The sequence below is a fragment of the Allobosea sp. LjRoot237 genome (genome assembly GCF_964253285.1).
Classification (GTDB): Bacteria; Pseudomonadota; Alphaproteobacteria; order Rhizobiales; family Beijerinckiaceae; genus Allobosea.
In genome coordinates this window covers 3,068,290-3,082,868 of the sequence record NZ_CAXUQP020000001.1, presented here as the reverse complement: position 1 = coordinate 3,082,868, position 14,579 = coordinate 3,068,290, and the positions used below count along the sequence as shown (strand labels likewise).

Here is a 14,579-nt window from a genome sequence, read left to right as displayed (position 1 = left end):
CTTCCGTGCTGGCGCCGCATGCTCTAGAGCATCAGCCGATTCAACAACGGTTCGGCTTGAAGCGATGTACGACATCAGATGGATTCGCGAGAACGCTGACGCGTTCGATCGGGGCTTGCAGCGGCGCGGGCTTGAGAAACTGTCGTCGTCGCTGCTGGCGCTCGACGACCGGCGCCGGGCCGCCATCAGCAAGTCGCAGGCCGCGCAGGAGCGCCGCAACGCCCTCTCCAAGGAGATCGGCAAGGCGATGGGCCAGAAGGACCTCGCTCTCGCTGAAAAGCTCAAGGCCGAGGTCGCCTCGCTGAAAGAGCACGGGCCGGCGCTGGAGGCCGAGGAGAAGGCTGCCGTCGAGACGCTGAGCGAGCAACTCGCCGCGATCCCGAACATGCCCTTCGACGACGTGCCGGACGGCGCCGACGAGCACGGCAATGTCGTGCTCGAAGGTCACACGCATGGCCAGCAGCCGGAGAAGACGGGTGGTCGGCTGTTCGGCTTCAATCAGATCAAGGAGCATTACGAGCTCGGCGAGGCGCTCGGCCAGATGGACTTCGAGACGGCCGCGAAGCTCTCCGGCTCGCGCTTCGTCGTGCTCGATCGCCAGCTGGCACGGCTCAACCGCGCCATCGGCCAGTTCATGCTCGACATCCATGTCGAGGAGCACGGCTACACCGAGGTCAACCCGCCCCTGATGGTGCGCGACGAGGCGATGTTTGGCACGGCTCAGCTGCCGAAGTTCCGCGACGACCAGTTCCGGGCGGGCGAGGATCACTGGCTCATCCCCACCGCCGAAGTCCCGCTGACCAATCTCGTGCGCGAATCCATCCTCTCCGAGGAGGAGCTGCCGCGCCGCTATACTGCGCTCACGCCTTGTTTCCGCTCCGAGGCCGGCTCGGCCGGCCGCGACACGCGCGGCATGCTGCGCCAGCACCAGTTCGAGAAGGTCGAGCTCGTCTCGATCACCGCGCCGGACAAATCGCGCGAGGAGCATGAGCGCATGCTCGCCTGCGCCGAGACCGTTCTGAAGAAGCTCGACCTGCATTATCGGGTGATGACGCTGTGCACTGGCGACATGGGCTTCGCCTCGCAGAAGACCTACGACATCGAGGTCTGGCTGCCGGGCCAGAAGACCTATCGCGAGATCTCGTCCTGCTCGGTCTGCGGCGATTTCCAGGCGAGGCGCATGAACGCCCGCTACAAGACGAAGGACGGCAAGGGGCCGTTCTTCGTCCACACCCTCAACGGCTCGGGCACGGCGGTCGGCCGCGCGCTGATCGCGGTGATGGAAAACTACCAGAACGCCGACGGCTCGATCACGGTGCCGGACGCGCTGGTTCCCTATATGCGCGGCGTGACGCGGATCGAGAAGGCGTGATGGTCGTGAGCGCTCGCTTAGTGGCGCCGGCTCTTCTCCCTCCCCCCTTGTGGGGGAGGGTTGGGGAGGGGGGTATGCGGGTCGCTGGCCTTCATCCCTTGTTCGAGCCCATAAAGCAGGATCATCAGCCGCGCGGCTGTCTACCCCCCTCTCTAGCTCTCCCCCACAAGGGGGGAGAGGATCTGTTGCGGCTCGCCGCCCCCTCATTGCTTTGCTGAGAGACCGTCCGACATGCGCATCCTGGTGACCAATGACGACGGCATCCACGCCGAGGGCCTCGCCGTCCTCGAGCAGATCGCCGCGCAGCTCTCCGACGATGTCTGGGTGGTCGCGCCCGAGACCGACCAGTCGGGCGTGGCGCATTCGCTGTCGCTGTCGAACCCGCTGCGCCTGCGCCAGGTCGAAGAGAAGCGCTTTGCCGTGCAGGGTACGCCGACCGATTGCGTGATCATGGCGGTGCGCTCGGTCATGGCCGAGATGAAGCCCGACCTCGTGCTCTCCGGCGTCAATCGCGGCCAGAACGTCGCCGAAGACGTGACCTATTCCGGCACCATCGCCGCCGCCATGGAGGGTACGCTGCTCGGCATTCCCTCGATCGCGGTGAGCCAGGCCTATATGGCGGGCGACCGCACCAGCATCATCTGGGACTGCGCCCTGCAGCATGCGCCCGGCATCATCCGCCGTTTGCTGGAGGAAGGGATTCCCGACGGCATCCTGTTCAACCTCAACTTCCCGAACGTGGCCCCCAGCGAGGTCGCCGGCGTTGCCGTCACGGCGCAGGGCCGTCGCGACCAGGAACTGATGCGGCTGGAGCCGCGGCGCGACGGGCGTGGCAATCCCTATTACTGGATCGCCTTCCAGCGCGGGAAGCACGAGCCGGCCAACGGCACCGATCTGCGCGCGCTCGCCGAGAAGAAGATCTCGGTGACACCGCTCGAACTCGACCTGACGCATGAGCCGACGATGACACGCTTCGCGCAGCTGTTCGCTTGAACGGCATGCCTGCTGTAGCCCTCATCCTGAGGAGCCGCGAAGCGGCCTCTCGAAGGATGCTCCAGTGCGTTCTGGAACATCCTTCGAGACGCGATCTGCGATCGCTCCTCAGGATGAGGGCTGAGGATTGTGATCGGGGAGTTCGATGACCGAGGAGGGCGCCAGCAGCAGCGAGAGCGAGCGCACCGTCGCCTTCCTGCTGTCGTTGCGCGCACGCGGCGTCCGTGACATCGCGCTGCTCAGGGCCATGGAGCGTGTGCCGCGCGAGCATTTCGCGCCATCGCGCTTTGCCGATCTCGCCCGCCAGGACGTCTCCGTGCCCTTGCCCTGCGGCCAGACCATGACGGCTCCGCACACGGTCGCCGCGCTGGTCGGCGCGCTCGAGATGAAGCCGGATTGCCGCGTGCTCGAAGTCGGCTCCGGCTCCGGCTATGTCGCAGCCCTGCTCGCCGCGATGGGTGGCAAGGTCGTCTCGTTGGAGCGCTACCGCACGCTCGCGCTCGCCGCGCATGAGCGGCTCACCGGAGGCGGTTTCGCCAATCTGGTCGAATTGCGTCATGCCGACGGCCTCCAGCCCGACCGCACGCTCGGCCGCTTCGAGCGCATCCTCGTCAACGGCGTGATGCAGGCGGTGCCCGAGGCGCTGCTCGCCCGGCTGGAGACCGGCGGCCGGCTGGTCGGTGCGCTGCGCGTCGAGGGGGCAGGGCGGCTCGTCGTCGTGACACGCAGCGAAGATGGCTTCGACCACGCGCTCGGGCCGATAATGCGCATTCCGCCGCTTGCGCCGGGATTGTCGCAGGCGCTGTAGGGGCGCCGCTGCTGCCGTCATGCTCGGGCTTGACCTGCGGCTCTTCGGGTTGTTGCGGAAGCATGCCGAAACGCCAGTGCGTTGAGGTATTTGAGCAGGCGGTGATCGAAGTGGCATCCGCGGGGAACCCTTCTCCCGTGTGGGAGAAGGGCAGGGATGAGGGCCTGCCCTATCCGCAAAAAGATGCAACGGCGCCGCATCGCTTCAACAATCAACGTCAGTCCCTCACCCCTACCCCTCTCCCATCCGGGAGAGGGGTTCCCCGCGGGTGTTTCATTCGTTTCAGCTTACTGGACTGAACAGTCGTGGGCTCAGTTCGGTCCCTTCAGACCGTATGAAGCCCGATCGGCACTGGGATTCTCGAATCTCCGCCGGCTCCGTCCGAGAATGCCGATCCCGGCCCCTCGAAAATTTACAAGGCCTGTCAGCAGCGCAACGCCTTCTTAACCTAACCGGCTCTTTAATGCGGACCGTAGAGTTGCGTCGTTCGCGAGTACAGAGTCCATGCGTAAGCAAGTCGAACTGGCCGTGCCGAAGTCCGTGGTTCGCGTCGTGTCGGTCTGCGCCCTTGCAGCCGGTCTGGGCGCCTGCTCCTCGGACACGTTGCGCTTCACCGAGGCGCCCTTCAGCAGCCCCTTCAAGACCGCCGAGGCTCCGGCGTCCCAGCGCGATCCGGCGACGACCGGCTCGATCGGTCGCGGCGCACAACGCCAGTCTTACGAGACGGCCTCCGCCACCGGCAATCCGGGTGTGCGCAGCCAGCCGCTGCCGCCGCCGACCTCCTCGGTTGCACTCCGCTCCACGCCGCCTGCGGCGCCAGCCCCGTCCGTCGGCGGCTCGGCTTCGGGCTGGAGCGCTCAGGGCGGCACGCCGATCGTGGTCGCCCAGGGCGAGACGCTCGAGGTGATCTCCGGCCGCTACGGCGTGCCGCGCGCAGCGCTGATGCAGGCCAATGGTTTGTCGGGTGAGGCCGCCCCGGGCTCCCGCATCATCGTTCCCGTCTACAATGGCGCCGGCGCCCAGAGCGCCGCGCGCCAGCCGGCGCCGACCGACAACCGTTTCGAGCAGCCGCGCCTCGCGCCGCCGCCGGTCTCGCGTCCGGTCGCGTCCGTGCCCGCCAAGCCTGGCGTCGCCCCGAAGGTTGCGGCCGTCGATCCCAGGACGCAGGCCGCCGAGGCCAAGGAGAAGGCCGCGGCCGACGCCAAGCGCATGGGCGAGGCGCGAGCCCGCTTTGCTGCCGAGGCCAAGGCCAAGGCAGCCGCCAAGGCCGGCACGGAAACCAAGACCGCGGCACTGCCGGCTCCGGCCCCCGCGGCCAAGCCGAAGGCTGCCGCGCCGGTCGTCGCCAGTGCGCCGGCCGAGAAGGTCCTGGTCCAGCCGAAGGCCGTTGCGCCCGCTCCGGAGCCCAAGGCCGAGCCGCAGACCACCGCAAGCCTGCCCAAGGCCGAGGAGCCGGCTTCGTCCGGCGCCGAGTTCCGCTGGCCGGCCCGCGGCCGCGTCATCGCCGGCTATGCCGGCAAGGGCGGCAATGAGGGCATCAACATCGCGGTTCCGGAAGGCACGCCGATCAAGGCGGCCGAGGGCGGCGTCGTCGCCTATGCCGGCAGCGAGCTCAAGGGCTACGGCAATCTCGTGCTGATCCGTCACCCGAACGGCTATGTCTCGGCCTACGCCCATAACGGCGAGCTCAGCGTCAAGCGCGGCGAGCAGGTCAAGCGCGGCCAGGTCGTGGCCAAGTCGGGCCAGTCCGGCAACGTCAACTCGCCGCAGTTGCACTTCGAGCTGCGCAAGGGTTCGACCCCGGTCGACCCGATGCCCTATCTCAGCAGCAACTGATCGGTTGACCTTCGACCGGTACTCGCGAGACCCCGCCGGTCGAGACAAGGCGGGGCGGTCCCAGGAAAGGCCGCCCCGTTTTCCTTTTGTCCGAAGCACGTCATGGCCGGGCTTGACCCGGCCATCTCGGGCAGGAAGAGGCTCCGCTTGGAGTTTATCCGCCCCTCTACCCGCGAGGCTATGACAGCCACGGTAGGCTCAATTTCTGATCTCTTTCAGCAGGTCGTCAAAAGGCCGCAAATCCTGCTTCAGCCGTTCAAAATTCTCGGCGATTCTTACCGAGCAGTCTCTACAGTCTCTAGTGACGAAATCCTTGCCAAAGAAGCGGGTTATAAAAAGGTAGAGAATCTCTCCGCTCGTGAGGTCGAGTACGGCAAGATCTCCGCCAAAGGACGTCCCAATCGGGAGCCAGTCTTCCGAAATTCGATTTCCGAGTATGTCAGTTTCATGCAGGATTTGGGCTACCGAGAACAATCGCGCGACATCGGCTATCGGCTCATCCTCAAGCCCGCTTCGGATCGCGCTATCGATCAATATTCCGCCGCCGGTTTCTGAAAGCCAGTTGCGGTAGGCCTTTGGCAGTTTCCTGCCTATCTGATTTTCCAGATCAAGCAGTTCGGCTTCTTCGGGCTGGCCGTTTTCTTGTTCCAAGCGCATTTCATGCCCTCTCCGGCCGCGCCCGCCGATCCCTGCCTTTGACTCGTCATTTCGATCAGAAACGGATGACTAGTCCACTTTCTCCTTCTGTGAAGTCGCTCCAGGTTTGGCAAGCGGGCGCGCGCCTTCTCACCCCTCCAGCCGCTGCTCCAGCCGCCCAGCCAGGTCTTGGATGTACTGCCACGCCGTCCGTCCCGAGCGTGAGCCGCGCGTCGTCGCCCATTCCAGCGCCTCGCGCCGCAACTGCTCGGGCTCGATCTTGAGCCCGAAATGGCCGACATAGCCGTCGATCATCGACAGATACTCGTCCTGGCTGCATTTGTGGAAGCCGAGCCAGAGGCCGAACCGGTCCGAGAGCGAGACCTTCTCCTCGATTGCCTCGCCCGGATTGATCGCGGTCGAGCGCTCGTTGTCCATCATGTCGCGCGGCAACAGATGCCGGCGATTCGAGGTGGCGTAGAACACGACGTTGTCCGGACGCCCTTCGACGCCGCCGTCGAGCGCCGCCTTCAGCGACTTGTAGGAGGTGTCCTGGCCGTCGAAGGACAGATCGTCGCAGAAGACGATGGTGGGGTGCGGATCAGCCTTGAGCAGCCCCATCAGCACGGGCAGGCTCTCGATGTCCTCGCGATGGATCTCGATCAGCTTGAGGGGCAGGGCGCCGGCCGGCAGGCGCTGGTTGGTGTCGGCATGCACTGCCTTGACCAGCGACGATTTGCCCATGCCGCGTGCGCCCCAGAGCAGGACGTTGTTGGCCGGCAGGCCGCGGGCGAAGCGCTCGGTGTTCTCGGCGAGCGTGTCGCGGACGCGATCGACGCCGCGCAGCAGCGAGAGCGCGACGCGGTTGACCTTGGCGACCGGCGCGAGCTCGTGGCCGGCGGCATGCCAGACGAAGGCATCGGCAGCGGTGAGGTCGGCTTTACGCTTGGCCGGCGGAGCGAGGCGCTCGAGCGCGTCGGCGATGCGCAGCAGGGTGGCGAGCGTTTGGTCGATGGCGGTGTCGGTCATCGCAGTTTATCCGCATAACACTGGTGTACCGAACGGTACGGTACGCTCATAACTCTGCTCCGCTTGCGAAGGCAAGGCCATTGCGCGCAGGGCAGGGACAGCTTAGCTGGGGGAGGCGTTCGGGGAACCGGCCGCTTTCGATTGATTTCATGACATCGCTGGCTATAGTCCGCGCGATTTTACCAACCCCCGCGCCGGCCGGCCGTCAATCGGCGGCGACGTGAAGGAGCCTTCCCGTGATCACCCCCGCTTTTGCCCAGGGCCTTGGAGGCGGCGGCACCAATGACATCCTGATGTCGCTGGTCCCGTTCGTCCTGATCTTCGTCATCATGTGGTTCCTGATCATCAGGCCGCAGCAGAAGCGGGTGAAGACGCATCAGGAGATGATCAAGAACGTGCGCCGCGGCGACACGATCATCACCTCGGGCGGCATCATCGCCAAGGTCTCGAAGGTGATCGACGACGCCGAGATCGAGGCCGAGATCGCCGACGGCGTGCGCGTGCGCATTCTCAAGGGCATGGTTTCGGACGTGCGCGCCAAGGGCGAGCCGGTCAAGAGCTGAAGGCCGTGAGGCGCGGGGCTTGAAAGCACCCGCGCCCGCCAACAAGGCTGTCCATAAAGATGCTTCGTCTCCAGGCCCGCAAGGTCATTCTCGTTCTGCTCGTGCTCATCTTCGGCTGCGGCCTCGCCGTGCCGAACCTGTTCTCGCCCGAGACCCGCAAGGCGATCGAGCAGGGCGCTCCGGCCTGGATTCCGCGCTTCCTGCTGCCGATCCACGCGATGACGCTCGGCCTAGATCTGCAGGGCGGCTCGCACGTCCTGCTCGAGATCGACCGCGCCGACCTGATCCGCAGCCAGGTCACGCAATTGCGCGACGATGTCCGCCGCATCCTGCGCGAAGAACGCGTCGGTCTGCAGGGCGGCATCGGCATGACGCCACGCGGCGTGCAGTTGCGCGTGCCTGAGGCGGCCGACCGCGCCAAGCTGATGCCGAAGCTTCGTGAACTCGCCCAGCCGATCGGCACCTTCGGTGCCTTCGGGCCGTCCGGCAACCAGTCGATCGAGGTCAACGAGAATCCCGATGGGCTGATTCAGCTCGGTGTCACCGAAGCCGGCGTGAATGAGCGCATTCGCCGCGCCGTCGAGCAGGCGATCGAAGTCATCCGTCGCCGCGTCGATCAGATCGGTACCACCGAGCCGAACATCCAGCGACAGGGCCTCGACCGTGTCCTCGTGCAGGTGCCAGGCTTGCAGGATCCGCAACAGCTGAAGAGGATTCTCGGCGAGACGGCCAAGCTCCAGTTCCGCATGGTCGCCGACCAGAACGCCGGTGATGTCGACATGCTGCCGTCGCAGGATCAGGGCGGCCAGCCGATCCCGATCAGCCGCCAGGTCATCGTCGAGGGCGAGGATCTGATCGACGCCCAGCCGGCCTTCGACCAGCGCACCAGCCAGCCGATCGTCAATTTCCGCTTCAACATCCGCGGCGCCCAGCGCTTCGGCCAGGCGACCACCGAGAATCTCGGCCGCCAGCTCGCCATCGTGCTCGACAACAAGGTGATCTCGGCCCCGGTGATCCAGTCGCCGATCACCGGCGGCTCGGGTCAGATCTCGGGCAACTTCACCGTCCAGTCGGTCAACGATCTCGCCATCCTGCTGCGCGCCGGCGCGCTGCCGGCGAAGATGACGATCGTCGAGGAGCGTACCGTCGGCCCAGGCCTCGGCCAGGACTCGATCCAGGCCGGCAAGATGGCGACCATCATCGCGACCGTCCTGGTCATCCTCTACATGATCGGCAATTACGGGCTGTTCGGCATCATCGCCAGCATCGCGCTGCTCGTGCACGTCTGCCTGATCCTCGGCCTGATGTCGCTCCTTGGCGCGACCATGACGCTGCCGGGCATTGCCGGCATCGTGCTCACCATCGGCACGGCGGTCGACTCGAACGTGCTGATCTATGAGCGCATGCGCGAGGAATCCCGGATGGGACGGTCGCTGGTCTCGGCGCTGGAAGCGGGCTTCCAGCGCGCCTTCGCCACGATCATCGACTCGAACGTCACCATGCTGATCGCGGCGGTCGCCCTGTTCACGCTCGGCTCCGGTCCGGTGCGCGGTTTCGCCGTCGTCTTCATCCTGGGCATCCTGACCACGGTCATCACCGCGGTGACGCTGACGCGCATGCTGATCGCGCTCTGGTATCGCTGGGCGCGGCCGAAGGCCCTTCCGTTCTGACGCCGCAGGCCAGGAGTTAAACAGACCATGCGCCTGCTTCGCATCGTTCCCGACAACACTCGCTTCCGCATCGTTCACTGGCGGCGTCTTGCCTATCCGTTCTCGGCCGCCTATTCGGTGCTGGTGCTGGTGCTGTTCCTGACGGTCGGCCTCAATTTCGGCATCGATTTCCGCGGCGGCACGCTGCTGGAAATGCAGGCCAAGAGCGGCAAGCCCGACATCGCCCAGGTGCGCCAGACCGCCAACAGCTTCGGCTTCGGCGAAGTCGAGGTGCAGGAGTTCGGCAGCGCCGGCGATCTCTCCATGCGCTTCGCGCTCCAGCCCGGCGGCGAGATCGCCCAGCAGGGCGTGGTAACCAGGGCGCGCGAGGCTTTCTCTGCGACTTACGAGTTCCGCCGGGTCGAGACGGTCGGCCCGCGCGTCTCGGGCGAACTGGTCCAGGCCGGTACGCTGGGCGTCGTGCTCGCGATCCTCGGCGTGCTGGTCTATCTCTGGTTCCGCTTCGAGATGCAGCTCGCCATCGGCGCGATCGTCGGCACCATGCATGACATCGTGCTGACCCTCGGCTTCTTCCTGATCACGCAGCTCGAATTCAATCTGACCTCGATCGCGGCGATCCTGACCATCGTCGGCTACTCGCTGAACGAGACGGTGGTGGTGTTCGACCGCACGCGCGAACTGCTCCGCCGCTACAAGACCATGCCGATCCCGGAACTGCTCGACCTCTCGGTCAACACGACCCTGTCGCGCACCGCGATCACCTCGACCACCACTGTGCTGGCGCTGGTCGCGCTGGTCTTCTTCGGCGGTACGGCGATCGAGGGCTTCGCGCTCGTCATGCTGTTCGGCGTGATCGTCTGCACCTATTCGGCGATGTTCGTCTCGACGCCGGTGCTGCTCTATCTCGACGTCCGCGCCGGCCGCCTCGACCAGAGCGAGGAACTGGCCGAAGCCAAGGCACGGGTCTGAAGCTCGACGCCAAAAGCTGGGTCATCCCGGACGGAGCGAAGCGGAGATCCCGGATCCATTCCGGAGCTTTCCCGAGTAAGGTTCCGGCATGGATCCCGGGTCTCCCGGGATGACTCGCGCTTTTGCTCGCAACCGCGTGAGGCAATCATGGACCGGCGCTTCGACGGCTTCGTTCCCGGCCGGCACCAGATCGATGCCTTCGGCGCCGGTGGCTTCCGCTTCGCCGAGATGAGCCATCGCGGCTCGATCCTGGCGACGCCGTCCGGTGTCCGGATCTGGCCGGTCGCAAGTTTCGCCGAGGTGACCCTCGCCAGCCTGCAGCCGGTCCTCGACGAGGCCGAGGCGATCGATTTCCTGATTCTCGGCATCGGCCGCGAGATCGCCTTCCTGCCGGCTGCCTTGCGTGACCCGTTCAAGGCCGTCGGTATCACTGTCGAGGCAATGGCGACCCCCGCCGCGGCGCGCACCTACAACGTCCTGGTCGGCGAAGAGCGGCGGGTCGCCGCGGCGCTCATCGCCGTGGAATGAGAGCGTCATGCTCGGGCTTGACCCGAGCATCTCATGCCAGAGGAGGCTCCTACTCGCGCCTTCTCGTCATGAGATTCTCGGGTCTGCGCTTTGCTCCGCCCGAGAATGACGGTGGGCGATCAAATCCCACCAGCCATGCCGTTCCCGCGTAGCCAAGCCAGCCGCCCCGGCCTAGACTGCCGGCGCTTCGACCCGTGTGACGACGGGAGCGGGGAGGGCGCATGACCACGAAAACCGAGCACCGCGCTGGCACTGCGCCGGCCCCGCTCTCCCAGGCCTATGGCCATTGCCTTGCGCTCGTGCGCGAGCACGATCCCGACCGCTATATCGCCTCGCTCTATGCACCCGAGGCGCTGCGGCCGGGGCTGTTCGCGCTCTATGCCTTCAGCCATGAGGTCGCCCGCGTGCGCGAGCAGGTCAGCGAGCCGCTGCCCGGCGAGGTCCGCCTGCAATGGTGGCGCGATGTGCTCGAGGCCGGTCCGGACGCGCCCGCGCCGGGGCACCCGGTCGCGCAGGCGCTGCTCGACACCGTCAGGCGCTTTCGCCTGCCAATCGCCCCGCTTTCGGGGCTGATCGAGGCGCGCGTCTTCGACCTTTATGACGACCCGATGCCATCGCTCGCCGATCTCGAAGGCTATGCCGGCGAGACCTCGAGCGCTTTGATCCGCCTCGCCTGCCTCGTCCTGGCGCAAGGCCGTGATCCCGGCAGCGCCACCGCTGCCGGCCATGCCGGTGTCGCCTATGCGCTCTCCGGGCTGATGCGGGCCTTCCCCTGGCATGCGGCGCGCGGTCAGGTCTATCTGCCGGCCGACCTGCTCGCCCGCAACGGCGTCACCCGCGAGGACATCGTGCGCGGCCGTGGCGGGCCGGGCCTGATCTATTCGCTGAAGGAGATGCGGGCACTGGCGCGCATCCACCTGCGCAAGCTCAATGATCTCGGTGCCACCGTGCCAGCGGCGATCAGGCCGGCTTTCTTGGCCGTCGCCCTGGTCGAGCCCTATCTCAGGCAGATGGAGCGGCGCGGCTACGACCCCTACCGCACGATCATCAGCCTCTCGCCGCTCAAGCGGCAGTGGACGCTGTGGCGGGCGGCTCGGACCGCGGGGCGGTAGGACCTCGCGGTGACGGAATAGGGCGCGGGGAACCCTCTCCTGGAAGGAGAGGGCAGGGTGAGGTGTAGGCCCTGTGACCAGTTCCGCGGGCGCTCACCACGCGGCCTGGTTCAGGCTAACGTTTTCAGTCCGAACACCTCACCCCTACCCCTCTCCTTACAGGAGAGGGGATCCCGCGATTTATTCCGCCGCCTGCGCGTTTGCCCCGCCGATCCACCCATCCATCTCCGCCTTTGCCCGCGCCGTCAGCGCCTGCTTGCGGGCAACGCTCTTGGCCGGCCCCTTGAGGCGCTTGCCGTCCGGCCCTTGCGTCGCGACGCCTTCGATATGGGGGAACAGGCCGAAATTGATGTTCATCGGCTGGAAGGAGCGCGGCCCCTCGTCGATGGTGACGATGTGCCCGCCGGTGATGTGGTTGACCAGCGCACCCAGCGCCGTCGTCGCCGGCGGCAGCTCGAGCGGCCGGCCGAGTCGCTCCGCCGCGGCGAGGCGGCCGGTCAGGAGGCCGATCGCGGCGCTCTCGACATAGCCCTCGCAGCCGGTGATCTGCCCGGCGAAGCGCAGGCGCGGATCGGCCTTCAGCCGCAATTGCGGGTCGAGCAGCTCCGGCGAGTTGAGATAGGTGTTGCGGTGGATGCCGCCGAGCCGGGCGAATTCGGCGTTCTGCAGGCCGGGGATCATCCTGAAGATCGCGGCCTGCTCGCTATATTTCAGCTTGGTCTGGAATCCCGTCATGTTGAACAGCGTGCCCAGCGCATTGTCCTGCCGCAGCTGGACGACGGCATAGGCCTTCACCGTCGGATTATGCTTGTTGGTCAGCCCGACCGGCTTCATCGGCCCCCAGCGCAAGGTCTCGCGGCCGCGCTCGGCCATCACCTCGATTGGCAGGCAGCCGTCGAAATAGGGCGTGCCTTCCCATTCCTTGAACTCGGTCTTCTCCGCCGCCAGCAGCGCGTCGATGAAGGCCTCGTACTGGTCACGGTCGAGCGGGCAGTTGATGTAGTCGGCGCCAGTGCCGCCAGGGCCCGCCTTGTCGTAGCGCGACTGGAACCAGGCGACATCCATGTCGACCGAATCGAAATGGACGATCGGCGCGATCGCGTCGAAGAAGGCGAGCTCGCCTGCGCCCGTCAGCGACCGGATGCCTTCGGCCAGTGCCGGCGAGGTCAGGGGGCCGGTCGCGACGATGACCTTGTCCCACGCGGCCGGCGGCAGCCCGGCGATCTCGCCGCGCTCGATCGTGACGTTGGGGTGGGATTCGAGCGCAGCGGTGACGGCGGCTGCGAAGCCATCGCGGTCGACCGCGAGCGCGCCGCCCGCCGGAACCTGATGCGCATCGCCCTTGGCCATGATCAGCGAGCCGAGCCGGCGCATCTCCCAATGCAGCTGGCCGACGGCGTTCGACGACGAATCGTCCGAGCGGAAGGAGTTGGAGCAGACCAGCTCGGCGAGGCTTTCGGTCTTGTGGGCGTCGGTACCGCGCTCGGGGCGCATCTCGTGCAGGATGACGGGAACGCCGGCCTCGGCGATCTGCCAGGCGGCTTCCGAACCGGCGAGGCCACCGCCGACGATGTGGATGGGTGCGATTGTCATGGCCGCGATGTGTCCGCGGCAGCGCCCAAGGTCAAGGGTGCAACGCTAATCCGGCTTCAGAAACGCAAAATGCCCGCTCGAAAGCGGGCATTCGCTCTTCGACCAGACCCTGAGGGGAGGAGCACAGGGCCTAGGAGAAACTAGTCGGGTAGAAATCAGGCAGTCGCGTGGGTGCGGGCGACGTACTGGATGTCCGAGCGCGACAGGCCGAGATCGTCGAGCTCACGGTCGGTGAGGCGGGAGAGCTCGCGGACGGTCTCGCGATAGCGAAGATAGGAGCGGATCTTGGAAGCGATCATGGACAGGAACATGGCGATAACCTTTTGGTTTTTCGGGGTTTGGCCCCGACAGCGATGAATTCGTTGTGCACTGCATATAGAGCGATCACCGTGCCTCTCACAGGGGCGCGGCGTCAGTTCCGTTATGCTTCTTGTGCATGACAAATTAAGAGATCGTTTGGAAAGGACCGCTGACCCGCGCAGGGCGCTTAACGATTTTGTCAGAACAGTGAAAGTTTGGCCTAAATTTTAGGCGACGGAAGCGGTGCCTTCGCCGGGGTTCATCGAGTGCCGCGATTTCGTGCAGAATCGACGCGGTTTGCCATGCGGTTTGCATCGCAGCATTGGTTGCCGAGCCGGGGCGGGGTGCAACGTTCTCTTCACCATGCGCAGTTTCGAGAAGAATCGCCCCTGCTTTCGGCGTCGTCGTCATACGCTCGCATGAGGCCGGCGGCATGATTCGATGATTCCAGCAGGGCGGAGCAGGGCATGCAGGGCTCGGGTTATTGCGAACGGCTGAGCGGCGCCTTCTGGGCCGAGCCGCTCAATGCGATGAGCAATGCCGCCTTCCTGCTGGCGGCGCTGGCGGCATTCCTGCTTTTGCGGCGGCAAGGTCGCCGCGACTGGCCGGTCGAAGCACTGACGGCGCTGGTCGCGATCATCGGCCTCGGCTCCTTCCTGTTCCACACCATGCCGCAGCGCTGGACGCTGCTGGCCGATGTCGTACCGATCCAGCTCTTCGCGCTCTGCTATTTCGGCCTGGCGCTGAACCGGTTCATTGGATTGTCGCCACTGCTGGCAGCGGTCGGCGCGCTCATCTTCCTCGCCGCCTGCTTCGGTCTCGCCTCTGCCCTCGTGCCACTGTTACCGGCCGGCATGCGCGGCTCGGCCGGCTATGCCGGCTTCCTCGTCGGTCTCGGCGGTGTCGCGCTGGCGGCGAGGCTGCGCGCTGACGCCGTCACGGGCGCACGGATCGCGATCGCAGGCCTCGTCTTCGCCTTGTCGCTCACCTTCCGCTCGCTCGATTCCGTCCTGTGCGGTACGGTCCCGTTCGGCCTGCACTGGGGCTGGCACCTGCTCAACGGTCTGCTGCTCTATCTGCTGCTGCGGGCGGCGATCTTCGCGCCGCGCGCCCGCTGAGCCTTGAAATCCGTCATGCTCGGCCGGACCCGAGGGCTTCGCCCGAGAATGA

At 66.1% G+C, this 14,579-nt stretch carries 14 protein-coding genes; 10 read left to right on the top strand and 4 right to left on the bottom strand.

What is annotated here, in order from left to right; genetic code table 11:
- Nucleotides 1-64: 64 nt before the first annotated feature.
- The 4 genes from serS to ACSQ24_RS14895 all read left to right on the top strand — a co-directional run bounded on the left by serS (nucleotide 65) and on the right by ACSQ24_RS14895 (nucleotide 5,009).
- A complete protein-coding gene (serS, locus tag ACSQ24_RS14910; RefSeq protein WP_436095425.1) occupies nucleotides 65-1,372 on the top strand; it encodes a serine--tRNA ligase in 1,308 nt (435 codons plus the stop codon).
- Nucleotides 1,373-1,603: 231 nt separating this feature from the next.
- A complete protein-coding gene (surE, locus tag ACSQ24_RS14905) occupies nucleotides 1,604-2,365 on the top strand; it encodes a 5'/3'-nucleotidase SurE (protein WP_436095424.1) in 762 nt (253 codons plus the stop codon).
- A 145-nt stretch (nucleotides 2,366-2,510) separates the two neighbouring features.
- A complete protein-coding gene (locus ACSQ24_RS14900; RefSeq protein WP_436095423.1) occupies nucleotides 2,511-3,173 on the top strand; it encodes a protein-L-isoaspartate O-methyltransferase family protein in 663 nt (220 codons plus the stop codon).
- A 504-nt stretch (nucleotides 3,174-3,677) separates the two neighbouring features.
- Nucleotides 3,678-5,009 (top strand): peptidoglycan DD-metalloendopeptidase family protein, encoded by a 1,332-nt coding sequence (locus ACSQ24_RS14895; protein ID WP_436095422.1) that lies wholly within the window; start codon nucleotides 3,678-3,680, stop codon nucleotides 5,007-5,009.
- Between the two features lie 198 nt (nucleotides 5,010-5,207).
- Here ACSQ24_RS14895 and ACSQ24_RS14890 read toward each other — a convergent pair whose 3' ends face one another.
- Together ACSQ24_RS14890 and ACSQ24_RS14885 are read right to left on the bottom strand one after the other, a co-directional pair.
- The gene (locus tag ACSQ24_RS14890) at nucleotides 5,208-5,660 is read right to left on the bottom strand and encodes an SMI1/KNR4 family protein (RefSeq protein WP_436095421.1); all 453 of its coding nucleotides are present in this window, start codon (nucleotides 5,658-5,660) and stop codon (nucleotides 5,208-5,210) included.
- A 135-nt stretch (nucleotides 5,661-5,795) separates the two neighbouring features.
- Nucleotides 5,796-6,674: an ATP-binding protein gene (locus ACSQ24_RS14885; protein ID WP_436095420.1), complete on the bottom strand. Its 879-nt coding sequence runs from the start codon at nucleotides 6,672-6,674 to the stop codon at nucleotides 5,796-5,798.
- Between the two features lie 293 nt (nucleotides 6,675-6,967).
- Here ACSQ24_RS14885 and yajC point away from each other — a divergent pair, with 293 nt between their 5' ends.
- From yajC to ACSQ24_RS14860, 5 genes are all read left to right on the top strand, one after another.
- Complete coding sequence (yajC, locus tag ACSQ24_RS14880; RefSeq protein WP_436097897.1) at nucleotides 6,968-7,237, top strand: preprotein translocase subunit YajC; 270 nt, start codon at nucleotides 6,968-6,970, stop codon at nucleotides 7,235-7,237.
- 59 nt (nucleotides 7,238-7,296) lie between these two features.
- Nucleotides 7,297-8,907, top strand: coding sequence for a protein translocase subunit SecD (gene secD / locus ACSQ24_RS14875; protein WP_436095419.1), 1,611 nt, complete (start codon nucleotides 7,297-7,299; stop codon nucleotides 8,905-8,907).
- Between the two features lie 27 nt (nucleotides 8,908-8,934).
- The gene (gene secF, locus ACSQ24_RS14870; protein ID WP_436095418.1) at nucleotides 8,935-9,876 is read left to right on the top strand and encodes a protein translocase subunit SecF; all 942 of its coding nucleotides are present in this window, start codon (nucleotides 8,935-8,937) and stop codon (nucleotides 9,874-9,876) included.
- Nucleotides 9,877-10,023: 147 nt separating this feature from the next.
- Nucleotides 10,024-10,404, top strand: a complete 381-nt coding sequence (locus ACSQ24_RS14865) for an Mth938-like domain-containing protein (protein ID WP_436095417.1) — start codon at nucleotides 10,024-10,026, stop codon at nucleotides 10,402-10,404.
- Nucleotides 10,405-10,625: 221 nt separating this feature from the next.
- A complete protein-coding gene (locus tag ACSQ24_RS14860; protein ID WP_436095416.1) occupies nucleotides 10,626-11,516 on the top strand; it encodes a phytoene/squalene synthase family protein in 891 nt (296 codons plus the stop codon).
- 180 nt (nucleotides 11,517-11,696) lie between these two features.
- On the opposite strand, the gene trmFO is transcribed toward ACSQ24_RS14860, so the two are convergent.
- Nucleotides 11,697-13,109 (bottom strand): methylenetetrahydrofolate--tRNA-(uracil(54)-C(5))-methyltransferase (FADH(2)-oxidizing) TrmFO, encoded by a 1,413-nt coding sequence (trmFO, locus tag ACSQ24_RS14855; protein WP_436095415.1) that lies wholly within the window; start codon nucleotides 13,107-13,109, stop codon nucleotides 11,697-11,699.
- Nucleotides 13,110-13,264: 155 nt separating this feature from the next.
- Nucleotides 13,265-13,420, bottom strand: a complete 156-nt coding sequence (locus tag ACSQ24_RS14850) for a DUF1127 domain-containing protein (protein ID WP_110492672.1) — start codon at nucleotides 13,418-13,420, stop codon at nucleotides 13,265-13,267.
- 456 nt (nucleotides 13,421-13,876) lie between these two features.
- Here ACSQ24_RS14850 and ACSQ24_RS14845 point away from each other — a divergent pair, with 456 nt between their 5' ends.
- The gene (locus tag ACSQ24_RS14845; protein ID WP_436095414.1) at nucleotides 13,877-14,527 is read left to right on the top strand and encodes a ceramidase domain-containing protein; all 651 of its coding nucleotides are present in this window, start codon (nucleotides 13,877-13,879) and stop codon (nucleotides 14,525-14,527) included.
- Nucleotides 14,528-14,579 lie beyond the last annotated feature (52 nt).

What these genes read in the sequence shown, in the direction of transcription:
- serS (WP_436095425.1), top strand. Translation starts at nt 65, where the DNA reads ATGTACGACATCAGATGGATTCGCGAGAACGCTGACGCGTTCGATCGG.
- surE (WP_436095424.1), top strand. Translation starts at nt 1,604, where the DNA reads ATGCGCATCCTGGTGACCAATGACGACGGCATCCACGCCGAGGGCCTC.
- ACSQ24_RS14900 (WP_436095423.1), top strand. Translation starts at nt 2,511, where the DNA reads ATGACCGAGGAGGGCGCCAGCAGCAGCGAGAGCGAGCGCACCGTCGCC.
- ACSQ24_RS14895 (WP_436095422.1), top strand. Translation starts at nt 3,678, where the DNA reads ATGCGTAAGCAAGTCGAACTGGCCGTGCCGAAGTCCGTGGTTCGCGTC.
- ACSQ24_RS14885 (WP_436095420.1), bottom strand. Translation starts at nt 6,674, where the DNA reads ATGACCGACACCGCCATCGACCAAACGCTCGCCACCCTGCTGCGCATC.
- yajC (WP_436097897.1), top strand. Translation starts at nt 6,968, where the DNA reads ATGTCGCTGGTCCCGTTCGTCCTGATCTTCGTCATCATGTGGTTCCTG.
- secD (WP_436095419.1), top strand. Translation starts at nt 7,297, where the DNA reads ATGCTTCGTCTCCAGGCCCGCAAGGTCATTCTCGTTCTGCTCGTGCTC.
- secF (WP_436095418.1), top strand. Translation starts at nt 8,935, where the DNA reads ATGCGCCTGCTTCGCATCGTTCCCGACAACACTCGCTTCCGCATCGTT.
- ACSQ24_RS14865 (WP_436095417.1), top strand. Translation starts at nt 10,024, where the DNA reads ATGGACCGGCGCTTCGACGGCTTCGTTCCCGGCCGGCACCAGATCGAT.
- ACSQ24_RS14860 (WP_436095416.1), top strand. Translation starts at nt 10,626, where the DNA reads ATGACCACGAAAACCGAGCACCGCGCTGGCACTGCGCCGGCCCCGCTC.
- trmFO (WP_436095415.1), bottom strand. Translation starts at nt 13,109, where the DNA reads ATGACAATCGCACCCATCCACATCGTCGGCGGTGGCCTCGCCGGTTCG.
- ACSQ24_RS14850 (WP_110492672.1), bottom strand. Translation starts at nt 13,420, where the DNA reads ATGTTCCTGTCCATGATCGCTTCCAAGATCCGCTCCTATCTTCGCTAT.
- ACSQ24_RS14845 (WP_436095414.1), top strand. Translation starts at nt 13,877, where the DNA reads ATGCAGGGCTCGGGTTATTGCGAACGGCTGAGCGGCGCCTTCTGGGCC.